Here is a 24585-nt window from a genome sequence, read left to right on the forward strand (position 1 = left end):
TTAGTCTTCTTCTTCCACTGCATCTTTCTTCAATGCGATCAAGATAACAGCTGTTACGATTGCACCAACTACGGAAGCAATGATGAAGCTGATAGGACTATTCATTGCGAAGAGAACGAACAGACCACCATGAGGTGCTTGAATTGTCAAGCCCATCAGATAAGATAATGTACATCCTACTGCAGAACCTGCCATCAATGAAGGGATAACCTTAATTGGATCAGATGCAGCAAATGGAATAGCGAACTCTGTGATCATACCAACTGCACCGGCAAACAAACCAGCCAATGAACCACGTTCAGCACTTGTGAAACGGCTCTTTTTGATCAAGATAGCTAAAGCAATTCCCAGTGGAGGTGTAATGGATCCAACAAAGTTTGCACCCATTACCATGTAGTTGCCAGTATCCATTGCGGCCAATGCAAATGCATATGCAACTTTATTACAAGGACCACCCATATCAAATGCAAGCATGCAACCTTGAATAATACCAAGCAATACTAAGTTACCAGTACCTAAACTGTTCAACATATCTGTCAAAGCAGTTGTAACTGCTGCGATTGGTCCACCAATGACATACACCATGATCAGACCCATAGCAGCAACGCCTAACAATGGAATGATCAATGTAGGCAGCAATGAACGAAGAGATGCCGGCATAGGAATCTTTTTCAATAAAACTACTAAGTAACCAGCAATGATACCACCAATCAAACCGCCAAGGAAACCAGAAGCCTGATTCAATTCCCAAGGGTCAGTAGCCATCCAGCCTGCGATCATACCTGGAGCAATACCTGGCTTATCCGCAATGCTGTATGCTGTATACGCACCAAGAATTGGAACCATCAATCCAAATGCAGCTTTACCTAACCAGAATACAGTTGAAGCAAAATTGCCTCCCATTGCCACATCGTTTGGAATATTATAACCACCTAGCAAGAAACCGATTGCAACTAACAAACCACCTGAGATTACGAATGGAAGCATATATGAAACGCCAGTCAATAACGCTTCCTGTATTTCTTTTAACTTATCTTTCATCTTTTTTTCCTCTCTTCTTTATTATTATTCGATTATGATTATTCGAAGATGATGTCTGGATTTTTGATTACATCATGTGGAGAGAATTTTTTAATTTTATCTTTGCAAGAATTGAAGCGCTCTGCTTTAGAAACCCCTACATCGTTTGCAAAAACAATGATATCTGCAGATTCAATATCTTTTGTTTTCAGCTGATTTTCAATGCCTAGAGCACCTTGTGTTTCAACTTTGCATTCATATCCTTTTTTCTTACATACTTTTTTAATGGCTTCCGCAGCCATATAAGTGTGCGCAATACCTGTTGCACACGAAGTAACAGCAACTACTTTCATATGTTCACCTCTAATTTATTCTTCACTGCATGTCTTTACGAGCTCCATCAGCTCTTCATAATTATGGACATCATCCAAATGGTCAACAAACTCTTCCTTTGCCAACAGTCCTGCCAATGTTGCTAACACACGCATGTACTGTTCCCCGCTTTGACTACCTGGAATTGCAAGCATGAATACATATTTTACTTCCCCAGTTTCACCGCAGCTTTGATAGGTGAAAGGTTCTTTGCATCTGCAAAAACCGATACCGCTTGAAATTACTTCATTGCATCTTCCATGCGGAAGACCAATATAATTTCCCATGTACGTTGGTCCCATTTCTTCTCTTTCTTCCAATGCCTGAATATAAGCCTTTTGATCAGTGATGATACCAGCATCCAGGAACTTTTTGCTCATAAAATCAAACATCTCTTCTTTTGAGGCAAACGGTTCATGATCTAATGTAACTGCCTCTTTTGTAAGGACCTTGCTCAGATCAATTTCTGTCATAGGCGAAATCCCCTTTTCTATCATTAGTACTTACAAGTTTTACCATTTTTAAACATGCGTAAAACATCTTTTGCATATTCTTTCATGAAACGATATGCTTCTTCATCTACTTCATGCCAGAAACCATTTCCTTTGATTTCATTCAGGTATTCTTGCATATGTTTTGTACAAGCTTTTGCCATGTAAGAATAATAATTTACTTTTGAGCAACCTGCAGTAATAGCTGCCTGTACTTGTTTTTCGTCTACACCGCTTCCGCCATGCATTACCACGCGTGTTGTAGCAGGCATTGCCGCACGAATTGCTTTTACACGATCGATGTCAAGGATAGGAGGTTCTGCATAAATACCATGTGCCGTACCGAAGCAAACAGCCAAAGCATCTACGCCAGTAATTTCTGCAAATTCTGCTGCCTGAGCTGGATCAGTGAATGTTTTCTTGATTGTTTCATGCGTCCATCCACCTCCATCGCCATGTGTATCATCTTCAGTTGAAGTCATGATTCCTAACTCTGCTTCCACTGTGATTCCTAAAGCATGTGCCATCTTAGTGAATTCTTTCAACTTTGCTGCATTTTCTTCAAAAGGCAGTGCACTCAAATCATACATGATGGAACTGAATCCGCAACGCAAAGCACGCATTACAAAGTTGTAATCACTTCCATGATCCAGATGAACACAAACAGGAACTTTTGCTTGTTTTGCATATTCCACCATTTTTGGACCAATCAATTCGATTGGAATCAATGGATCATGCACCTGCGCATGGTCAATGATCACTGGAGTCTGCATTTCTTCAGCTGCATCAACAACGGCACGCAATGTTGCCATATTTGGTGTGTTGATACATCCGATTGCATAACCTCCTTCTTCTGCATTTTTCAAGATCTCTTTTAAATTAACTAACATCTTTTATTATCCTCCTTCCTGATCGATCAGTCTTCGATCGATTCTGCAATTTTTTTAAGGTTTGCTAAACCTTGAATTGCCAATTCCTCTCCTGTATCTGCGAACTTTCTCCAAATTGCACAGTTACCATTCAGCTCTTCAAAGCTTGGATCAAATGATTCAATTACACATGGCCCATCATATTTGATCTTCTTTAGAGCTAAGAAAAATTCACGGAATGGAACCATTCCTGTACCTGGGATTCCCCTATCATTTTCATTTACATGCACATATCCCAAATACTTCTTGCCACACGTTTCTACCGCTTTTGTAAAGCTCTTTTCCTCACGGATCATATGGAAGCAGTCCAAATGAACAGCCATATTTCCTGTTCCCACATCTTTGCAATACTGAACTGCATCTTCCGCGATGTTTAAGAAATGTGTTTCAAACCGGTTGACACACTCCACACAGATCTTTAAATCTGGGCAGACCTTCAAAGCATATTCTGCGACTTCCCGCATTGCTTCTACGCTGCGTTTCCATTCTTCCTTCGTTCGAGGTTTTCCTGTTAAACAACCCCATCCAGCATAATTGACTCCACCAAGAATCTTGCTTCCAAGTTCTTTATTGATATCTACTAACAATTTCAGTGAGTCAATACCAGCACGCCGAATAGATTCATCTGGCGAAAGAAGATTTCGTTCTGCATCCAGCGTTGTCGTTGTTACTGGAGTTAGATGTGTCTTGCTTAATTCTTCTTTGACTTTTTCTAATGGAAATGTCTCAGGATGTGCAATAGCAAAATCGATTGCTTCAAATCCCAGCTCTTCTGCTTTTTGAATTACCCATAGATCTTTCTCTAAGAAGTTTTCTGTCCAGATAAAAGTATCTACGCCGAATTTGATTTTCATTCTAACCCTCCTTTTCTTCTTCGTTTCTTTCTACCTTTATGTTAAGCGTTTTCATTTTACTTTTCCATATACTATAATTTTCGTTTTTGCACGCATACACGTGCAATAAGCTCGTGCAAAAGACACTTTTCTAACATGCCGCTCTCGATCTTTTTTTTGCAAAAACTGCAGATCTGCATTCTTTACACCTCGTTCTTTTTTAAAAAATAAATTGCACGAATGCTCGTGCAAAATTTAGATTTAATTTGTTAGGAGGAAACTGCAGATATGCTTTATACTAAAAAAGTAGCATTTGTTTTCTATATTATTTTTATATATAATATTTTTAAAAGACTGTATATGATCATAGAACAGCTGAGGTGAATTACATGATTGATATTACCACAGAAAAAATTATCTGTGTCCTTTTAAATTACCAGGAACCAATCACTTCTAGCCAAATTGCAAAAGAAATCGGCATGAGCAGCAGCACTGTGAAACACAATATTCGTTTTGTACGTGAATTTGTCGAGTCCACAGGTGCTTCATTACGCTCCATTCCAGGCAAAGGTTTTCAGATCATTTGTAATGAAATACAGCATGCTGAACTGGAAAAGCTGTCAAATGATCCAAGGAATCAATCATACTCATTTGATTTTCGTAAACATTATATCTTAAACATCTTGTTCCAACGCAATTCCAATTATACAACTCAAATTTTTGCCGATGACCTAGGAGTCAATCGAACAGTAATTTCAAAAGATCTAGAGTTGATACGTGACTTTCTCAGTTATTTTGATCTTCATTTGCTGGTGATCAAAAATAGAGGCGTTACATTGCACGGAGATGAGTTCAATAAACGACAGGCTATCATTTTTGAAAATAATCGAAGTTATGAAGAAACAGAGAAAACCGAAGCTCCAGTTTCTTTGGATATCCGTGTGGATCAGCATTTTTTTCATTACTTCACACATTTTTACCCCCATCAAGATATTTTGACTATTCAACGCATGCTGCAAACAGCAGAAAGTACCTTGAACTTCAATTACAATGATGTTTCGTTTACACAACTGATCGAATATATCGCATTGACCTTAGAACGGATTGCGACAGGGAACATCATACATGAGCCGAATATCTTAGATAAATGCAGGATCAACAAGGAACAGCTGTTAGCTGCTGAAGATTTGATCAATCATGCTCTTCCATCTTATTCCAAACAGTCTATGACACATGAATATCGTTGTCTAGCAGCTCAATTTGCATTAAATGGTGCTTATGACCGTGCTTCCAGTACGATTAAATCTGACTATTACGAAGAAATTGCACAGCGTTTTTTGAATAAACTGAATACGATCATCGTCAATCAAAAGATCTTGATCAATGAAAGTATCATTACTGATCTTGGGTTGATCTTGCAGAAAAAGAAATTGCAAAAAAGCTATCAGTTGATCAGTGGATCCGTGTTGATCCAAGATATCAAGAAAAACTTGCCTAGCCTCTACGGCATCATCATGGCAAACAGTCAGCTTTTGGAATCAAAGCTGCATATCAAATTCTCTGAAAATGATATCGCCTATATCACGATGCTGATCAGCAATGCCTTGGAAGAGGACCTGATGACTTTCCGTATTGCTCTGATTACGAGAAAAGATTATAATACCTCTAAATATCTGCAGCATAAAATTGAAAAGAATATCATGTATCTCAATTCTATTCAATTATTTTATTATGATCAAATGGATATCAATCTGGACGATTATGATTTGGTTGTTTCCACCGTACAAGCCAAAGAGTTAGACAGAAACAACTGTCTTTTCATCTCTTCCCGTGTGGATGACCAAGATATTAATTTGATCAACAACCGTCTCAGTCAGATTCAGAAAGTAAAACAAAATATCATCGTTTCCAGTGATCTGTTCCACGAAAATCTCATTTGTTTAGGATTCAATGCACGAAATAAAGAGGAAGCATTAAATAAAGGAGCACAAATTCTTCAGGAATATGGTGCTGTCAATGAAAATTTCATTGAAAACATCAAAGCAAGAGAATCCATCCTGCCAACTTCTATCGGCAACGGCGTCAGCATTCCGCATGAATTTAAAAAGAATGTCAATCAAGGTGCGATTTCTATCTTGATCTTGGATCATCCTGTTCATTGGTCAAAAGAAGATAAAGTAGACATCGTATTTACCATGGCACTGAATTTCGAAACAAATGTGGAAGTAAATAACTTTTTCTCCCGCTTCTATGAATTGATTTCTGATGAAGAGGTATTAGATCACTTCCGACATGCACAAACAGCAAAAGAAGTCTTACAGATCTTAAGCGATATTGGATTATAAAAGTAAGCATCTGTCAGTTTCTGCGAATTCAATAGCACTATCTTGCCAGATTCCCTCCTTACTGGATAAACCCGTAAGGAGGGTTCTTTTATTTACGGCAAAACAGGTAAAAACAATTCCAAATAGCCGAAACAATACGATGCTTTTGATTCATCTGCTTATAAGAAAGATACAGAAATCATATATTCATGCTTATTTGAGGGATATCCTTGATCCAACCGTTTCTTACCTCACTGTTTGCAGCCTTGCAAATTTTATTTTGTGCAAATAATTTCAGTATTAAATGATTCTTTTTGCATTTCTTTCAATATTATTGAAAAAGCATTGATTTTTATACTCTTCCTTCCTATAATTTTCCTATTGAGATGAGGGGGATACATAATGGCAAAAACCGCAAATATAACAGAAGGTTCGATCGTAAAACCACTTTTTTATTTTTTCTTTCCCATTCTTTTAGGAACTTTCTTTCAACAATTGTATAATACCGTAGATGCTTTGATTGTTGGTAACTTCCTTGGGAAAGAAGCACTCGCAGCTGTCGGAGGCACTACATCTACTTATCTAAATTTATTCGTTGGTTTTTTTGTGGGGTTATCCAGCGGTACCACAGTTTTGATTTCACAATATTTTGGATCACGTAATTATCAACGTATTTCGCGCACGGTTCATACTTCGATTGCCCTGTCTGTCATCATCGGGCTGTTCCTCAGCGTGATCGGCTTCTTCTCAGCACGGGCATCTTTATTGTTCTTAAACGTGCCATACGAGATTTTAGATTTATCCTTAAATTATATCTATATTTATTTCATCGGCTTATTTTTAATGTTGATATATAATATGGGCTGTGCAATTCTGCGTGCTGTCGGTGATTCCAAACATCCCCTGTATTTTTTGATTGCTTCTTGTATCGTTAATATCATCTTAGATATCTTATTTGTTTATATATTCCGCTGGGGCGTTGCAGGCGCTGCCATTGCCACGGTCATGGCACAAGGAGTTGCGGCCGCACTTGTCATTCTATCTCTTTATCAAAGTGAAGATGCTTTGCATTTTTCTTTCCATGATTTATGTTTAGACTTGTCTATTACCAAAGATATCTTTAAGATTGGTTTCCCTGCAGCAATTGAATCTGTTCTTTATACCGTATCAAACTTGATCATCGCAGCAAAAATCAATGACTTTGGTGTCAATGTCATTGCGGCAAATACTGCCTATGGAAAGATCGATGCCATCTACTGGATGATCTTGCAGGCATTTGGCATTGCCATTACCACTTTTGTCGGGCAGAACTTTGGAGCTAAAAAAATGGACAGAGTAAAAAAAGGAATCAATTTATGGACTGCAATTTGTTTGTTGCTTTCCATAGCAATATCCCTCATCATGGTCTTCTTTGCTCCGCAATTATTATTGCTGTTTAACAGCGATCCTGAAGTCTTGCGCATAGGAAAACAGATCATCATTTGGATCGTTCCATTCTGGTTTACTTATGCCCCGATCACTTTAATTTCCGGCAGTCTGCGCGGCATGGGCAATACCTTGATTCCTACGATCATAACCGCAGTGGGTATCATCGGTCTTCGTTCTGTTTGGATCTTGTTGATTCCAAATCTTTCTTTACAAGCTGTATTTATGGTATATCCGGTGACCTGGGTCATTACCTCTATCGTTTTCTTATTTTATTATTATTCCGGATTATATAAAAAGAACATTGTTTCTGTTGCTTAAAACTGTTTCGAATAAGAAACAGTTTTTTTGTCGAAAATAAGATATTTCTACTAATTTACAACAACACATCTACTAATGATTTACTAAAAAAGATCTCATAAAGCACATATACTTTATGAGATCTTGCATCTTATTACTTTTTCATCCATTCTTTTCCGCTTTGCCAAGCTTGTCCAACTTTTTCACCAATCGCATAATAACCATACTGCATTTGATCAAACACAAAAGCATTTAATTTCTTTGCATCGATCTTTCCCGCAGCATCCAATACTTTCTCATCCGCTAACACTCGTTCGATCTTTCCAAGAATACGCAGGCCATATGGCTGTTCCTGCATTTCTACGACCGTGCATTCCATCGTTAATGGATATTCACTAATGATCGGCGCATCCACACGTTCACTCTTGATTGCATGAAGCCCGCTGCGTTCAAATTTATCTGCCATTTTATTGGCGCTGGCAATTCCAAAGAAGTCAGATTCCTTTAATGTATCTGTCCCTGGAACAGATAAAGTGAATGCCTGCCGCTTTCTGATATTTTCAACCGTCTTGTGATCAGCTTCTAAATTTAAAGCAACCATATTCTCCGCGCAGATACCTCCCCAGGCCATCATCATGACATCTACCGTATCGTTCTCATTGTATGTCGCGATCATATACGTCGGCATTGGAAATAAAAAAGGCTGTACTCCTAAATCTTTCATCATTTTACCGCTCCTCTCTTAAAATTGACGCTTGTTTATTCCTATACTATAATCATAATAGAAATAGGTAATAAAACAAGTACGTACAATAAAGTACGATACTTACCGAAAGGAAAGTGTAACATGAGCTGCATACAGGATGCAAAATTAGAAGAAACAGGATTTAACTATACGATGTCTTTAATTCAAGGGAAATACAAGATGTTTATTTTATATGCTTTAATGGATTTTGAAGTTGTGCGTTTTAACGAACTGAAACGTTATATACAAACAATTTCTTATAAAACATTAAGTTCCACTTTAAAAGAGCTGGAGGCAGATGGCTTGGTCTATCGCAAAGAATATCCGCAGATACCGCCAAAAGTTGAATACAGCTTAACTGAAACAGGAAAATCATTGATTCCCATCTTAGACCAGATGTGTGAATGGGGAGACAAACATCGAGGCAAGTAAAAATAAGAAAGACTCTGTATCAAAAAGTTGTCAGAATTTGTATTATCTTCCTGCTTACAAACTAGTTATCAGCTGGTTTTATCCCAGTAATCATTAAAAAACACTTTGCTTTCACAACAAAGTGTTTTTTTATAAAATAGGAACTGTTGTAAAATCCGGATATATCGCATCTGCAACCTGCATGATGGTGCTTCGATCTTGCCCACGGTCAGAAGAAATTGCAACTACATGGCAGCCGGCCGCTTTTGCGGATCGCATAGAATATAGTGAATCTTCAAACATCACACACTGTGCTGGCAGCAACTGCAGTTTGGAAATAGCTGCCAATGCCATTTCTGGCGTCCGTTTTGTCAGACCGCTGTCTTCACTTGATAAGATAAAATGCATGTAATCCAACATTCCTAATCGCTTTAATACTGCTTTGGTCAGTGGTACATCATTTGCAGTTACGACACACATTTGTTTTCCTGCTTCATAACATTGCTGAACATACTGTATTGCTCCATCCACTGCAGGTATATGATGCTCATATTGATCACGCACTTCAGAAATAACGAGATCATACATCGTATTGACATCCATATCCAGATGGAAAATTCGAATGATTTCCTCTAATACTTCACTAAACTTCATTGCGGAAAAAGCAGCTCTTGCTTGCTCAATATCCATTGTTAATTGTAATTTGTCAAACAGATGCAAAACAGCATCTTCCCAAACATGCATTGATTGGATCAAAGTGCCATCTAGATCAAACAAATAACCTTTCATAGCCGTTTCTCTCTCTTTTTACCTGTCAATGATTCTATATGCATACAATATACTTTCGTGATCTCTGCCACCTTTTCCTGATATGGCGGCGTATCTGTCGGATAGTAATGCTGCATCAAAACATCTAAACCATGCAATTTTTCTTTTCCCTGCAGTTCCTCGACATACCCTATTCCGCTCACGCTTTCATAGTTCATCGTACACGAATGCTTTGTTGGATCATATACTACGCCATGCCCTTGGTGCATGAAAAAACGCACTTTCGGATTTTTATTTAAAAGGTCTACTTTTTTTCCTTCCAGTGCACTGTGGAAATATAATAATATCTCCTCTTCTTTCATTTCTACACCATAGCTCAAAGCGACTAGATAAGGTACATCGCCATGTGGATCTTCCATCGCAATGTAGACACTTTCACAGGCATGCATCACCGATAATATTTGTGTTTGATCACTGATTTCTCTATCTTTCCTTCTCATATAAATCGCCTCAAATAAAAAAATGGCGCGCCCGACAGGGATCGAACCTGCAACCTTCAGAATCGGAATCTGACACTCTATCCAATTGAGCTACGGGCACACTAAAACGTTATTATTATAGCGCATCCTTTCATACAAAATCAAGCAAAAGAAAGAGGGATCTCCCTCTTTCTTATAATAAGATGATATTATGCTTTTTACACTTTTCAATCATAGGTGTAGGCCATGCACCTGCCTGTACCTCTCCGATATGCGCTTTGTTCAACAATAATAAACAGATACGGGATTGTCCGATTCCGCCGCCCATGGTCAACGGCAATTCGCCATCTAACAATGCCTTATGAAATGGCAAGGCAACTCGATCCATACAGCCGCTTTTTTCTAATTGTGATAACAATGACATGGAATCCACACGAATGCCCATACTGGAAATTTCAACAGCTTGATCGATGATCGGATAATAAATCAGAATATCGCAGTTTAATGCCCAGTCATCATAATCCGGTGCCCTTCCATCATGAGGAATACCACTTTTTAACCGATCTCCAATCTGCATGATACACGCAGTTTTATGTTCTTTTGTGTATTCGTATTCACGTTCTTTCGGCGTCAGCATCGGATAGAGATCTTCTAGTTCCTGCGATGTGATAAAAGATACTTCTTCATGAATAAACGGCTCTAGATTTTCAAATACCTGACATAACTGTTCTTGGGTTTCTACTAAAGCACGCAATATTTTCTTCACTGTTTCCTGTAAATGAGAAAGTGTTCTTTGTTCCACGCTGATGATTTTTTCCCAATCCCATTGGTCTACATAAACAGAGTGTAAATTATCTACTTCTTCATCGCGGCGAATCGCATTCATATCTGTATAAATACCTTTATTAACTTCAAACCCATATCGTTTCAAAGCCATCCGCTTCCATTTGGCTAAGGAATGAACAATTTCAACATCGCCTTCAATATCACGAATATCAAAAGTAACCGGACGCTCGACCCCATTCAGATTATCGTTTAAGCCGCTATCCTTTCGTACGAATAATGGTGCAGATACACGCATCAAATTCAAATGATAAGCCAAACGACGTTCAAAGAGATCTTTTACATTTTTGATGGCAATCTCCGTTGCGACATAATCCAATCGATTTTCATAATTCTCTGGCAATATCAATTTTCCATCTTTCATTTGACATAAGCCTCCTTTTCTTTTGCATTATGTTTCTATTATAAGCGAAAAAAAGCAATGCCTCAAGAAAAACTGACTGCGCATCCAAACGATTTTATATCCCGGCATTTCTAAAAAAAAGACGAAGTTCGTCTTTTTTATGCATATTGATTTTCTGTTTTCATCTGTCCATATACTTTCTCTTTTTCATATTCAAGCTCTTCCATAGACAGTTTTGCATTTGCCAGCATCAATCGAATTCGATTTTCCTGATTAACACGAGAAGCACTAGGATCATAATCAATTGCTACTAAATTTGATTGCGGATACACATCCTTGATCTTTTTAGCCATTCCTTTGGCTACGATGTGATTCGGCAGACAGCCAAATGGCTGTGCTGAAATGATATTGGAAACACCTTCTTTGATCAAAGACACAACTTCCGCCGTTAACAGCCAGCCTTCTCCCATCTTAACACCTTGATTGATAAATCCATCTGCATTTTTGATTACTTCTTTAAAGCGGTCTGGTGCATGGAACGTACCATCTTCTTCTACAAGACGGGTAAATGTCTCCTGCATACGGATCACTACATTCTCTGCTAATGATAAGAATGGGAATGTAAGCGCATGACGATGATAATAGCGGTGATCCACACGGCTATTCTCCAAGCAATACAAACCAAAATCAGTTACACCGCTAAGAACCGGTTCAAACCCCTCGTCGATCAAGAAATCTTCCAGATGATGATTGCCTAAAGGCGCATATTTCATATAAATCTCGCCAACGATCCCGACACGAATCTTTTTCTTATTATGGCGGGGGATTGCCTTGAAGCGTGCAATCAGATCCTTATAAAATTGTTTGGCATCGCTATACTTATTTTGTGTAAATTTTTCGCTGAGCTCTTGAATCAAGGAATGTATTAATCGATCACAATCACCTTGATGAATTTCATAAGGTTTCACTTGATTCTTCAGCCACATGATCGCATCTCCATACAAGAAAGCATATAATAATTTCTTTCCCAACGGCAATGTCAATTCTACACTGTTTTCTTTTTCTAAACCGGAAAAATTCACAGAAAGAACGGGAATATGCTCCCATCCTTCTTGTTCCAAAGCTTTGCGCAGCAAGAAGATATAATTGCTTGCACGACAGCCTCCGCCGGTCTGCGTGATGGCCAATGCCACTTTATTTAAATCATATTTTCCTGATTTCAATGCAGAGATCATCTGCCCGATGACCAGCAGCGCCGGATAACATGTGTCATTGTGTACATGACTCAATCCCTCTTCAACAACATTTTCTCCCTCATTGTATAATACTTCTACATGATAACCGCCTGTCTCAAAGATCGCCGGAAATAGACGAAAATGAATATCCAACATACCTGGTACCAATACAGTATGTGTTTTTTTCATATCTGGTGTAAAAATTCCATAACTCATTCTGCATTACCCCCTTCACGATCTTCGATTGCAGCCTTCAAAGAACGAAGACGAATCTTTACTGCACCTAAGTTATCAATTTCATCAATTTTGATTTGTGTATAGAAGCGGTTCTTTTGTTTTAAGATGGATTTGACTTCATCACTTGTGATTGCATCAATACCGCATCCAAAGCTTACCAAGTGTACCAGTTCCATATCTGGCTGCTTTGCAGCATAATAAGCTGCCTGATATAAACGCGCATGATAGGTCCATTGATTCAATACATTGACCTTCTTCTTTTCCTGTAAAGGAATGCTTTCTTCACTGACAACAACAAATCCTAATTGCGTCAGCAACTGGGAGATCTGGTGAGAAATGAATGGATCTCCGTGATATGGACGTCCGCAGAGAACCACGATCGGATGATGATGTTCTCTGGCATAAGCGACTGCTTTTTCATGTTCTTGATGCAATTGTTCATGGAAATGCTGATATTCCTGCATGCCTGCCGCGATTGCTTTTTTGATCAATGCACGCTCATGTACCATCTCATGTTCTTTGAAATAAGCACTGATCCGTTTTTCAAAAACTTTTAGATCATCCAAAACAATATAAGGATTCATATAATCAACATCGCCTAGATCCATGTTTGCGCCAATTGTCTCCGGATAATAGGCAACCAATGGACAGTTAAAATGATTGTCACTGATTTTTTCATCGATGTTATAGGTCATGCATGGATAGAAAATCCGTTTTACTTTTTGGTCCAAGAGCCATTGAATATGCCCGTGTACTACCTTTGCCGGTAAACAAGCCGTATCACTTGGGATCGAATGCTGTGCTTTATGATACATTGGTTTGGTCGTCTGCGGCGTCAAAATGATTTCATACCCTAATACATGGAAAAATTCACTCCAGAATGGTAACAGGTCATACATATTCAAAACAAATGGAATACCGATTTTTTCATCATGATGATATTTTCCGCGGTATGCATTCAATAGTGTATTCTTGACTTTATAAAGATCCGGCAGCTCTTCCCGCACCTTTGTGCGCAGTACCGGCTTTTCACATTTATTTCCGGCGATCAACCGTTCTCCATCCGAAAATGTATTTACCGTCAATGAACAATGATTGGTACATCCTTTGCAAACAATACCTTTCGATGTATGCGAAAAATGTTCTAATTCTGTTTGATTCAAAATGCGGGACGATCCCTTCGAATGTCTTTTCGCGATCAAAGCAGCTCCATAAGCGCCCATCAAATGGGCGATACTCGGACGAATGACCGGCATTCCTAGTTCCTGTTCAAAGCTTCGCAATACGCTGTCATTACGGAATGTTCCTCCCTGCACAACGATCTGTGTACCCAGATCCTCTTTTCGTTTTGCACGGATGACCTTATATAATGCATTTTTTACCACGCTTCGACAAAGACCGGCTGATATATCTTCAATCGTCGCACCGTTTTTCTGTGCTTGTTTTACACCTGAGTTCATAAACACTGTGCAGCGTGTTCCCAGATTGACCGGATGTTTTGCTTTCAATCCAAGTTTGGCAAACTCTGGTGCGCTGTAACCTAAACTTTTCGCAAATGTTTCGATAAAGGAACCGCATCCGGAAGAACAGGCTTCATTCAGCACGATGTCATCGATACGTCCATCGCGGATCTGAAAACATTTGATATCCTGTCCGCCGATATCCAGGATATAATCGACATTGGGATTAAAATATTTTGCTGCTTCATAATGCGCCATCGTTTCGACAGATCCTTCATCCAAATGAAAGGCATGGCGCATCAATTCTTCCCCATAACCGGTTGCACAACTGCCCGCCATCGTGATGCGATCTTGACCGATTTCGTAGATCTTTTTCAAATGTGTCAGCACAACATCCAATGGACTTCCCTGATTGGAAGTATAGGCTTCATATAATAATTGACAGTCTTCACCGATCAACACAAGTTTGGTGGTCGTTGAGCCGCTGTCCACGCCAAGATATACTTTCCCGCTGTAAGTTGCCAAATCCCCATACGTCACTTCAGACAGTTTATGACGATTGACAAACGCCTCATAGTCTTCTTTTGTTTCAAACAGCGGTTCACTCTCTTCTTCTTTGATCGGCATATTTTTTAATGCTTCTAATTTTTTATGTAGTTCATCGTAAGTATAGCGTTCGCTTGCACAAAGTGCACTTCCAAATGCAACAAAATGAATTGCAATTTCCGGACACTGCGCATGATCATCGTCTAAATGCAATGTCTCTTTAAAACGCTGACGCAATCCCTTCAAGAAAAACAAAGGGCCTCCTAAGAAAAGCACGTTTCCTTCGATCTTTCTTCCTTGCGCAAGAGAAGTGATCGTCTGATCAACGACTGCCTGAAAGATACTGGCACACAGATCTGCCTTATCCACACCCTGATTGATAAGCGGCTGGATATCACTTTTAGCAAATACGCCGCAGCGAGATGCGATCGGATATAACCTTTGATATTGCAAACTCAATCGATCCATCTCTCCCAGATCCACATTTAATAAAGATGCCATTTGGTCAATAAAAGCACCGGTTCCTCCTGCACAAGTAGAATTCATTCGCTGTTCAATGGCTCCCTGGAAAAACAAGATCTTTGCATCTTCTCCTCCCAGCTCGATGGCAGCATCTACATTTGGATAGTATTTACGAACAGCTTGTGCACTAGCAAATACTTCCTGTACAAAAGGAAGGTCCCCTTCCTGACTCATTCCCAATGCCGCACTTCCACTTAAAGCAAAATAAAATGGTTCGTTATTGATCAATTCTTTTAACTCTTCGATTTTAGCTAATGCTTTCTCTCGAATCTGCGCCTTATGGCGTTCATAGCTCTTGTAAAGAATCTCACCATTTTCATTCAATACAACAGCTTTGATCGTTGTACTTCCTATGTCAAATCCGATACGGTAGCTCATTCCATCACCTCTTGTTTATTCAATTTCTATCCTTTGTTTCCAAATAATCTTTTAAGCCATGCAACAGCAGACCGCTGCTGTAATTTGCAAATTCCTGTGGGGTATACTGGCATCCTTCCTTAAGCCAGTTTTTACACAGATACATAAATGCATGTGCAAAATACATGGATAATGCATCATTGCTATAAAGTGTTTTTCCCCCGTCTTCTTTTCTTACAACAAGCAGTATTTCCTTGATCAACTGTGCAACATGCGTACTAAACATGTTATCAAAATCGTTTTGCCCTTGCACCTGAAATGCCCTAGTAAAAAATACATGATGATCATAAATAGTCTCGCATAATGACAAGATCACATGCACAATATCGCCAGTCACTACAAATACTTTTTGCGATTCATGCAGCAATTCGTCGCTGATATAATTCAAAGCAGCATATTTGTCCTCAAAATGATTATAAAAAGTTGCACGGATCACCCCTGCTCGATCGCAAATCTGTTTGATCGTTATTTTTTCGAACGGCTTTTCCTGCATGAGAAGCTCCAAGCTCTCAGCCAGAAAGTCTTTCATCTTCCATTTGCGGTTCTCCATACCCTTCTCTCCTATCATTCTTCTTTAGAGCGGAAACAAGATCCACAAAGTCGCTGCATAATACACCAGCGAAGACACAAAGATCATTCCTCGTTGATAAGCTGCACCCAGATAATAGCCAATCCACAAAGCCGCATGGATCGCAATGAATGTCAATACAAACAAGACAGCACAGGTAGCAACGATATTTTCCTGCATCAATCCCAGTGCGATCCCCAATACGATTGTATCGATCCCTGTAAAAACGGCTTGTTGAAGGCTCTTGCGATAACTGAATGCAAGATCCAAATGTTCCTCATAATGTTTTCGGCTGATGACCTTCATCAACAAAAAGGTGGCTAAACCTACAAAGATCACCGCAGACAACAAACGATCGACTTGTATCATATGCATAGATTCTACGATATGCGACAAAAGCATCCCAAACCATAACATCAATGTATTGACACTTGCAAAAATGAATGCATGGCAGCCGCCTTTTGCCAGCTTCATTTCACGCATGGAAGATCCTCTTTCCATCATGACAACGAAACTGTCTAAGCAAGATACTGCCAACAACACGATCAATGTCAGTTTCATGCAAGTCCCTCCCTCTGGATAACAACGTATATCATTTTAACATATACACGTATATCCTGATGAATTATATCAGAATCTCCCGCATTTTCCGCTATACAATCTATTTTGAATGTCTAAATTTTTTAAGATAATTCAAACATTCCCGTATATAATTGATAATACTGACCTCTCTGTGCAATCAGCTCTTCATGATTGCCTCGTTCAATGATCACACCATGATCCAGTACCATGATGGCATCCGCATTGCGTACAGTAGACAAGCGATGGGCAATAACAAAAACTGTACGGCCTTCCATCAATGAATCCATGCCTTTTTCAATCAAACGTTCTGTACGTGTATCGATGCTGCTGGTTGCCTCATCCAGGATCAACACAGGAGGATTGGCAATCGCTGCCCGCGCAATTGCCAATAACTGTCTTTGTCCTTGTGATAAGTTTGCGCCGTCCCCGCGTACCATTGTTTCATAGCCCTGCGGCAGACGACGGATGAAAGAATCGGCATTGGACAACTTGGCCGCGCGTACCACTTCCTCCATTGAAGCATCCAGTTTTCCATAACGAATATTATCGGCAATCGTTCCCGTAAACAAATGCGTATCTTGTAATACGATGGATAAAGAACGACGAAGATCATCCTTGGCAATCAGCCGTACATCGATGCCGTCATACGTAATGCTTCCTTCATCAACATCATAAAAACGGCTGATCAGGTTTGTAATTGTTGTTTTTCCTGCACCAGTCGCCCCGACGAATGCAATTTTCTGTCCTGGTTTCGCATATAACGTGATGTCATTTAATATGACCTTGGAACGATCATATCCAAATTTCACGTGATCAAAACGGACATCGCCCGCTAGAGGCACTAATTCAACACTGCCGTCTTTCCGCGGATGACGCCATGCCCATTGACCGCTGTTATGTGCACATTCATATAATGTTCCATCCTTATGTTTTGCCACATTTGTTAATGTTACCTTGCCTGCATCCAGTTCTGGTTTTTCTTCCATCATCGTGAAGATACGTTCTGCACCGGACAAAGCAACTAAGATCAGATTAGATTGTTGAGTAAATTGATTGATCGGCATTGCCGTCTGACGAACAAATACCAGATAACTTGCCAAAGACCCAACATCTGTCCAGCCTTTGATAGCCATGATGCCGCCTAAAACTGCGACGATCGCATAATTGATATATGACAGTGAAACGACCATCGGCACCATGGTGGAAGAATAGGACATCGCGCTGGTTGCCGCTTTTTGCAACTGTTTGTTTCTTCTTTTAAATTCTTCCATATTCGCATCTTCATGATTAAACACTTTTACCACTTTTTGCCCATGGATCATTTCTTCGATAAAGCCGTTCAGATTTCCTAGATATTTTTGCTGATGTCCGAAATAATAACGACTGCGTTTCCCGCTGAATTTGATATAAGCAAACATGATGATATAACATACAAAAACGATCAAAGACAGCTGCCAATTTAAGATAAAGATCAATGTTAGGGTACCGACGATCTGAATAAAGCTCTGTACCATCATTGCAAAGCTGTTGTTCAAAGCATCGGCGATCGTATCGACATCATTCGTGAAACGACTCATCGTATCCCCATTAGGGTTCGTATCAAAATAGCGCAAAGGAAGCGTCATCATGCGATGAAACAAATCTTCGCGAATCTCTTTAATGATCTTTTGTGCAACGACGACCATGATCTGTGTGTATCCAAAAGCAGACAGTACGCCTACTCCATAGATGCAGGCAGTAAAGATGACAGCCAGGATCAATCCATCTACATCGCGAGGCACAATATAATTATTGACGATCGGTTTCAACATGTAGGTACCAAATAAATTTGCCAATGCGCTGACAGAAACCAAAACAGCCACTAGCAGCAATAAGAAGCGATGGTTTCCCATATAGTGCAGCAGGTTGCGCAATGTTTTCCAAAAATTATCCGGACGTTTATTGCTGATTGGTTTCGCCATGTTCGCTCACTCCTTTCTGTTGCGATTCATAAATTTCCTGATAGATCTCATTATTGGCCAATAATTCTTCATGTGTGCCGATGGCATTGAGATGACCATCTTCCAAAATAATGATCTGATCCGCATCCATCACAGATGAAATACGCTGTGCAATGATGATCTTGGTCGTATCCTTTAATTGTGCTAATCCGTTTCGGATACTGGCATCTGTAGCTGTATCAACAGCGCTTGTCGAATCATCAAAAATTAATATTTTCGGTTTTTTCAATAATGCACGGGCAATACACAGACGTTGCTTTTGTCCGCCGGATACGTTTACTCCTCCTTCTTCAAGATAGGTATCATATTTATCGGCAAAGCGTTCTACAAATTCATCTGCACATGCAATTTGACAGGCCCGTTTGATTTCTTCATCTGTTGCATTCGGGTTCCCCCATCGCAAATTCTCTTTGATCGTACCAGAGAACAATACATTTTTCTGTAATACGATACCGATTTGATCACGCAGATGCTGCAATGGATACTCTTTTACCTCATGTCCTCCTACTTTCAAGGAACCTGCACTAATATCATATAAACGCGGAATCAAGGAAACCAACGTACTTTTTGCACTTCCAGTACCGCCGATGATGCCAACGGTCTGCCCTTCTTTGATCTGGAATGAGATATCGCTCAATACATTTTCTTTTGCTTCCTTTTTGTATTTAAAGCTGACATGGGAAAATTCGATCGTGCCGTGTTCCAAAACCAAGTTTGCCTGGCCATCCACAATATCGGAAGTTTCATCAAATACTTCACGGATGCGCTGTGCACTGGCTAAAGATCGTGTCAATAACAAGAAGACATTGGAAATCATCATCAGGGAATTCATGATCTGCAGTACATAACTTAAAAAGCCCGTTAATTCACCCACCTGCATGCCGCCGATAAAGATCAATTGTCCTCCGAACCACAGGATAGCAATTGCGGCAGCATACATCGTCATCTGAAAGGCAGGTAAGTTCAAAACAGCATAATGGAATGTATTCTCACCGATTTCTCTTAATTCTTCATTGACCTTGCCAAACTTATCTTCTTCATACTCTCCGCGCACAAAAGCTTTGACAGCGCGAATTGCGATCAGCGTCTCTGAGACGATCGAGTTGACATGATCCACTGCTTCTTGCAATCTGCGATACATTGGTGCAATTTTCTTCACGATCAATGCCAATATGATGCCTAAAACCGGTGCACAAACCAAAAATACGACAGCTAGCTCCGCATTGATATAAAATGACATTGCTAGTCCAAGAATCAGCATGACCGGACCGCGAACACATGGGCGTAATCCCGCATTGATCACATTTTGCATGACTGTTACATCACTCGTTAAACGAGTTACCAAGGAAGAGGTATCGAAATGATCAAGATTAGAAAAAGAATACTTTTGTATGCACGCAAATTCCCTCTCCCTCAATACTGCACCAAAACCATTGGCTGCAATCGCTGCATACTTGGCATACAGCAATCCAGTAATCAGAGAAAGCAAAGCACATCCTGCCATTACTACTCCTTTATATAGAATGTAATTGATGTCATGCGTTGTTACTCCCACATCAATGATATCTGCCATGATCATGGGAATAAACAATTCAAAGCTTGTTTCAATTACAACAAATAAGATTGCAAGTACCAATGCTACACGATATGGATACATACTTGAAAAAACTCTTTTCAGATCATGCATCATCCTCTCCCCCTTTCTCATCATTGGTATTTTCATAAGCGCGAATCAAATAATCAAAAAACTGCTTTCGCTCTTTTTCATCAAATCCCTTTAGCATCTCTTCTTCTACTTTTTGACAACACTGGATCCACTCCTGCAGACTTTGCATGCCTGCCTTTGTGATTTTTAAACATATGGCTCTGCGGTCTTCTTTCGGTGATGTCTTTGTTAGATAGCCTTCTTCCAGCAGTTTTTCAATAATGCGTGAAGTCGTTGCCGGCTTGATATCACAATAAGCTGCCACATCCTTTAACCGGCAGTTTTCGTGATCACGCACATACAATAAAATTTTCGGTTGCCCGCTGCTGATACCGATTTCCTGCATCATCGGACGTATTCGATTTTTATATGCTTGATGAACACGAAAGATCATCATGTGAAATGACTTTTTCATCCTATTCCCTCCAAATAGTTAGTAATCTAATAATTTGTAAGCTAAATATATGCCCAAACATATGGTTTGTCAAGAAAAAAAGAAACATTTCTGTTTCCTTGTTAATCACTCAAAATGATGAAATGGGATGTCTGGATCTTTCTTATCCAGCAGGCAAGCCACAGCATTTAAAAGCAGTACGCAAATATACCCGCCAAATAAGAGACACAAAGCAGATATGCTTTGTACCAATAATAAAGAAATCAAATATGACATCCCATAATAATAAAGAGATGTTGACCTTAAGTAATCAAGGATTGCTGAAACAAAGATCAAAATACTAACGATCAAACAGATCCAAAAAACAACTTTACCGCAAATGCGCAAAAGATGGGCAAGCTTTATCCAGCTTTCTTTTACTTCAAATTCACTGTTTTCTCTACCTAATTCTACATTAGTTTTCTTTTCTTCCAAAGGTTTGTCTGTCTTGTCGGTTTCATGCAAAGGTTCTTGTGTAGACGCAAGTGGTTCATCTTTTCCTTTTAAGAAATCTTCGATCATTGAAACATGCAGACCAGGATGTGCATGTAATAGTTCCTTGACATATTCTTCATATGGTGTACCTTCTATATAAGGGTGTTCAGCAATGTACTTTTCTATTACAGGCGCTGCCATTTTTCTTTGTTTGGCTGCCAAATAAGGAAAATCAAGAGCATCTTTAATCTCATTAGGATCTAACTGCAGTTGTGCGCTTAAAGTGGAAATATAGTGTTCTGCACTTAGATAAATTGGTTCATCTATGCTCAAAATGATCTGATCATTTACTGTTTTTAATGCTTCTATATCTTTCATACTATGCTCCTTTACATGATCGGTGAAATTATATTTAAAAATGCACGTACAAATCGACGAACGATCGAGATGTCTTTGCATTCTTCCAAAGTAACCAGATGCGACTGTGCAAAAGACTGCTCAAAATCTTTTCGTATATCGTGTAAACAAGAAGTTTGATACATCCACACACCGCATTCATAATGCAGATAATAAGATCGATAATCCATATTTACAGTACCGACAACTGCACTTTGATCATCCGCGAGCATAACTTTACCGTGTACAAAACCTGGCGTATACTCATATATCTTTACTCCCGCTTCGATCAAACGTTCATAATTACTGCGTGTTACCTCAAAAACAATTTTCTTATCTGGAATATGCGGTACCAATATCCGTACATCTACACCATTCTTTGCGGCCAGCATCAATGCCATTTTTGTTTCTTGATCAATGATCAAATAAGGTGTGCTGGCATATAGATACTGACAAGAGCTGTTAATCAAATTGATATGGGTCTGCTGTCCGACATAATCTTCATCTGTTGGACTGTCGCAGAAAGGAATGACATATCCATTTGCCGGATAAGAAGACATTGTTGATGAAATAAACTGTAATGGATCACTTTTTTCCTCTTCATCAAAATTCCAAAACTGCAAAAATAAAACAGTAAATGTTTGTACAGCTTCTCCTTTTACCATAACCGCCATATCTTTCCAATGACCGAAACGTTCATACTGATTAATATATTCATCCGCCAAATTCACGCCGCCCGTAAAAGCAACTTCCCCGTCAATGACCGCAATCTTGCGATGATCGCGGTTATTCATCTGCAATGCCAGATGCGGTTCGATGGGATTAAATACTTTTGCTTTGATGCCATAACGGCGCAACGTTTCATCATAATGCGGCGGCAATGTTGTGATACAGCCTGCATCATCGTAAATCAGGCGTACATCAACGCCCTCTTTTACCTTGTCTTTTAAGATGTCCAGTACTGTATTCCACATGATACCTTCCGCAATAATAAAATATTCTAAAAATATGTAATGTTTTGCTTTCTTTAATTCATCGATCAACGCTTGGAATTTCAATTCTCCCAAAGGAAAATAGGTAACCTCGCAATGTTCATAAATAGGAAAATTGCCGCTGTGCCAACAATAGCTTGCTTGTTTATAGGCCTGTGGTTCTTCTTCGCGCAAAAGATCAAACATCGGCTCTTTCCGCTTCATGACCTGGCGAAATTCCTCAAGAGAGCGTTGATCACGTATACGCAGCTCCTTTGGAACCTTTCTGCCGCCAAACAAAACATAAAACAACCCGCCCATAACAGGCACTGCCATGATCAACAATACCCATAATATCTTAAAACTTGGATTATCTTCGCGATTAACGACATATACGCTTGCTATAAAGCTTAAGATGACAGATAAAATATAAAACCAGTAAAACTGATAGCTTAGCAAAACGATCAACACTGCCAAAACGATCAGCTGTGCCAGGATCAAAATACCTACGAAAAACAGCTTGCTTTTAAAGAAACTCAGGATTCGTTTTAAATACATGAGATCCCTCCTTTCAATTGAGCGAATCTTATTTGCGTGGTATCGCTTTATTCAGCAATTCAATGATAAATTGTATATTGGATTCATCCAATTCTTTGTCTTTGGATGTTTGCGTATTTTTTACGACCAATGAACCCTTTGCATCCATCTCGCCAGAAGTGATCAAAATACCTTTTTCGAAATAATTCATGACTGTTTGTATGCATTTATTGCCATTCATGTCGAATAGACGAATCGTATCCTTCTTGTTGCCAGAATGCAATAAAGAAGCTAACCGCTTTCCATGCGTTCGATAGCCAATTCCAAAAACATCGCCCTTAGCGATACAGTCAAGCCAGATCACATCTGGATTTTTATTTTGTTTCAAAAAGTGTTCTGCCAATAGCTGAGCACCGGGACAATTATGGTCGCAGCGATCTACAAACACAAAACCGATCTTTCTTTTTTGATCCGCCTGCAGTGACTGCATGAATTCCACAGCCGCAATAATCGAGCTGGAATTGCGGTTTGTATTATGGCGATTGCCAAATCCATGAAACAACATCCATAACAAAGAGATAGTACCGGCAAAAATAGCCAAATTTAGAATGACCTGCAGCTGTAAATTTTGAATGTTCGGTGATACAAACAAAATAAATAACAAGATGATCCCATAAATCAAAAAAGCAGGCACGTACGTTGCAACCATATTTTTATTCATCGAGCGATTTCCATCCATCGGAAAATATTGTGATTGATACCAAAAAATACGGGACGGCGTATCGTAAGGCACCGCGATATATAATTTTGCACTTTTTCCAAATGAATAAATTTGATCTTTTACCTTGCCGCGAAAGCTCATCTTATCGATTGTTTTAGATGTATAGCCTTCTTCCATAAAGATCTGATCCAATTCTTTTAGAAAATTATTTTTTGAATGAATCGAAAACCGTTTTGGAAATTTCTTTAATACCAAATGCCGAATATCCATACAAATACACCTTCTGTCCATTTTTATATCATGCAATATTATACACGAAAAGCGAAAAAAAAGCGACCACAAAGTGATCGCAAAGGAAGAGACCGGCAACGTGCTATCTTCGCAGGGGCAGGCCCAACTATTGTCGCCGCTGGAGTGCTTAACTTCTGTGTTCGGTATGAGGACAGGTGTGTCCACTCCGCCTTCATCACCGGATCTCTTTCCTTGAGAGTCAGCCTCTCAAAACCGAATAACAGCTCGACTTCAGATCAAGTCCTC

Annotated in this window: 22 protein-coding genes, 1 tRNA gene and 1 rRNA gene; 3 read left to right on the plus strand and 21 right to left on the minus strand. The window is 39.4% G+C overall.

Annotated features, from left to right (window positions below):
- Genes BQ9859_RS03650 through BQ9859_RS03670 form a run of 5 tightly spaced genes read right to left on the minus strand, consistent with a single transcriptional unit; the run spans nt 1 to nt 3666 of the window.
- Complete coding sequence (locus BQ9859_RS03650) at nt 1–1041, minus strand: PTS fructose transporter subunit IIC (protein WP_075876919.1); 1041 nt, start codon at nt 1039–1041, stop codon at nt 1–3.
- Nucleotides 1042–1079: 38 nt separating this feature from the next.
- A complete protein-coding gene (locus BQ9859_RS03655) occupies nt 1080–1373 on the minus strand; it encodes a PTS fructose transporter subunit IIB (RefSeq protein ID WP_075876920.1) in 294 nt (97 codons plus the stop codon).
- A gap of 15 nt (nt 1374–1388) precedes the next feature.
- Nucleotides 1389–1865: a PTS sugar transporter subunit IIA gene (locus BQ9859_RS03660; protein WP_075876921.1), complete on the minus strand. Its 477-nt coding sequence runs from the start codon at nt 1863–1865 to the stop codon at nt 1389–1391.
- A gap of 23 nt (nt 1866–1888) precedes the next feature.
- Nucleotides 1889–2773: a class II fructose-bisphosphate aldolase gene (locus tag BQ9859_RS03665; RefSeq protein ID WP_075876922.1), complete on the minus strand. Its 885-nt coding sequence runs from the start codon at nt 2771–2773 to the stop codon at nt 1889–1891.
- A gap of 26 nt (nt 2774–2799) precedes the next feature.
- Nucleotides 2800–3666: a sugar phosphate isomerase/epimerase family protein gene (locus tag BQ9859_RS03670; protein WP_075876923.1), complete on the minus strand. Its 867-nt coding sequence runs from the start codon at nt 3664–3666 to the stop codon at nt 2800–2802.
- 368 nt (nt 3667–4034) lie between these two features.
- On the opposite strand from BQ9859_RS03670, the gene BQ9859_RS03675 reads away from it, so the two are divergent.
- Nucleotides 4035–5990 (plus strand): BglG family transcription antiterminator, encoded by a 1956-nt coding sequence (locus BQ9859_RS03675; protein WP_075876924.1) that lies wholly within the window; start codon nt 4035–4037, stop codon nt 5988–5990.
- A 381-nt stretch (nt 5991–6371) separates the two neighbouring features.
- Complete coding sequence (locus BQ9859_RS03680) at nt 6372–7715, plus strand: MATE family efflux transporter (protein ID WP_075876925.1); 1344 nt, start codon at nt 6372–6374, stop codon at nt 7713–7715.
- 133 nt (nt 7716–7848) lie between these two features.
- Here the strand turns inward: BQ9859_RS03680 and BQ9859_RS03685 are convergent, their stop codons facing one another.
- The gene (locus BQ9859_RS03685; protein WP_075876926.1) at nt 7849–8421 is read right to left on the minus strand and encodes a flavin reductase family protein; all 573 of its coding nucleotides are present in this window, start codon (nt 8419–8421) and stop codon (nt 7849–7851) included.
- A gap of 120 nt (nt 8422–8541) precedes the next feature.
- On the opposite strand from BQ9859_RS03685, the gene BQ9859_RS03690 reads away from it, so the two are divergent.
- Nucleotides 8542–8871 (plus strand): winged helix-turn-helix transcriptional regulator, encoded by a 330-nt coding sequence (locus BQ9859_RS03690; RefSeq protein ID WP_075876927.1) that lies wholly within the window; start codon nt 8542–8544, stop codon nt 8869–8871.
- 129 nt (nt 8872–9000) lie between these two features.
- On the opposite strand, the gene BQ9859_RS03695 is transcribed toward BQ9859_RS03690, so the two are convergent.
- From BQ9859_RS03695 to rrf, 15 genes are all read right to left on the minus strand, one after another.
- The gene (locus tag BQ9859_RS03695) at nt 9001–9639 is read right to left on the minus strand and encodes an HAD family hydrolase (RefSeq protein WP_075876928.1); all 639 of its coding nucleotides are present in this window, start codon (nt 9637–9639) and stop codon (nt 9001–9003) included.
- A complete protein-coding gene (locus tag BQ9859_RS03700; RefSeq protein WP_075876929.1) occupies nt 9636–10118 on the minus strand; it encodes a pyridoxamine 5'-phosphate oxidase family protein in 483 nt (160 codons plus the stop codon). Before BQ9859_RS03700 ends, BQ9859_RS03695 begins: the two co-directional genes overlap by 4 nt.
- 23 nt (nt 10119–10141) lie before the next feature.
- Nucleotides 10142–10218, minus strand: a tRNA-Arg gene (locus tag BQ9859_RS03705).
- A 72-nt stretch (nt 10219–10290) separates the two neighbouring features.
- Nucleotides 10291–11304 carry an aspartate--ammonia ligase gene (gene asnA / locus BQ9859_RS03710; protein WP_075876930.1) on the minus strand — a complete coding sequence of 338 codons (1014 nt, stop codon included), beginning with the start codon at nt 11302–11304 and terminating at the stop codon, nt 10291–10293.
- Between the two features lie 137 nt (nt 11305–11441).
- A complete protein-coding gene (locus BQ9859_RS03715; RefSeq protein WP_075876931.1) occupies nt 11442–12734 on the minus strand; it encodes a 2-hydroxyacyl-CoA dehydratase in 1293 nt (430 codons plus the stop codon).
- Nucleotides 12731–15661 carry an acyl-CoA dehydratase activase gene (locus BQ9859_RS03720; RefSeq protein WP_075876932.1) on the minus strand — a complete coding sequence of 977 codons (2931 nt, stop codon included), beginning with the start codon at nt 15659–15661 and terminating at the stop codon, nt 12731–12733. The genes BQ9859_RS03715 and BQ9859_RS03720 overlap by 4 nt, the downstream gene beginning before the upstream one ends.
- Nucleotides 15662–15680: 19 nt before the next feature.
- Entirely contained in the window at nt 15681–16250 is a 570-nt protein-coding gene (locus tag BQ9859_RS03725; protein WP_075876933.1) for a TetR/AcrR family transcriptional regulator C-terminal domain-containing protein, read from the minus strand.
- 24 nt (nt 16251–16274) lie between these two features.
- Nucleotides 16275–16829: a manganese efflux pump MntP gene (locus BQ9859_RS03730; RefSeq protein WP_075876934.1), complete on the minus strand. Its 555-nt coding sequence runs from the start codon at nt 16827–16829 to the stop codon at nt 16275–16277.
- Between the two features lie 122 nt (nt 16830–16951).
- Nucleotides 16952–18811, minus strand: coding sequence for an ABC transporter ATP-binding protein (locus BQ9859_RS03735; protein ID WP_075876935.1), 1860 nt, complete (start codon nt 18809–18811; stop codon nt 16952–16954).
- Nucleotides 18789–20537, minus strand: coding sequence for an ABC transporter ATP-binding protein (locus tag BQ9859_RS03740; protein WP_075876947.1), 1749 nt, complete (start codon nt 20535–20537; stop codon nt 18789–18791). Before BQ9859_RS03740 ends, BQ9859_RS03735 begins: the two co-directional genes overlap by 23 nt.
- Nucleotides 20530–20970 (minus strand): MarR family winged helix-turn-helix transcriptional regulator, encoded by a 441-nt coding sequence (locus BQ9859_RS03745; RefSeq protein WP_075876936.1) that lies wholly within the window; start codon nt 20968–20970, stop codon nt 20530–20532. The genes BQ9859_RS03740 and BQ9859_RS03745 overlap by 8 nt, the downstream gene beginning before the upstream one ends.
- Before the next feature lie 105 nt (nt 20971–21075).
- Complete coding sequence (locus BQ9859_RS03750) at nt 21076–21801, minus strand: hypothetical protein (protein WP_075876937.1); 726 nt, start codon at nt 21799–21801, stop codon at nt 21076–21078.
- An 11-nt stretch (nt 21802–21812) separates the two neighbouring features.
- Nucleotides 21813–23348, minus strand: coding sequence for a cardiolipin synthase (gene cls / locus BQ9859_RS03755; RefSeq protein WP_075876938.1), 1536 nt, complete (start codon nt 23346–23348; stop codon nt 21813–21815).
- A 28-nt stretch (nt 23349–23376) separates the two neighbouring features.
- Nucleotides 23377–24318, minus strand: coding sequence for a hypothetical protein (locus BQ9859_RS03760; RefSeq protein WP_075876939.1), 942 nt, complete (start codon nt 24316–24318; stop codon nt 23377–23379).
- 90 nt (nt 24319–24408) lie between these two features.
- A 5S ribosomal RNA gene (gene rrf, locus BQ9859_RS03765) occupies nt 24409–24522 on the minus strand.
- Between the last annotated feature and the right edge of the window lie 63 nt (nt 24523–24585).

It is taken from the genome of Merdibacter massiliensis, from assembly GCF_900155395.1.
GTDB lineage: Bacteria > Bacillota_I > Bacilli_A > Erysipelotrichales > Erysipelotrichaceae > Merdibacter > Merdibacter massiliensis.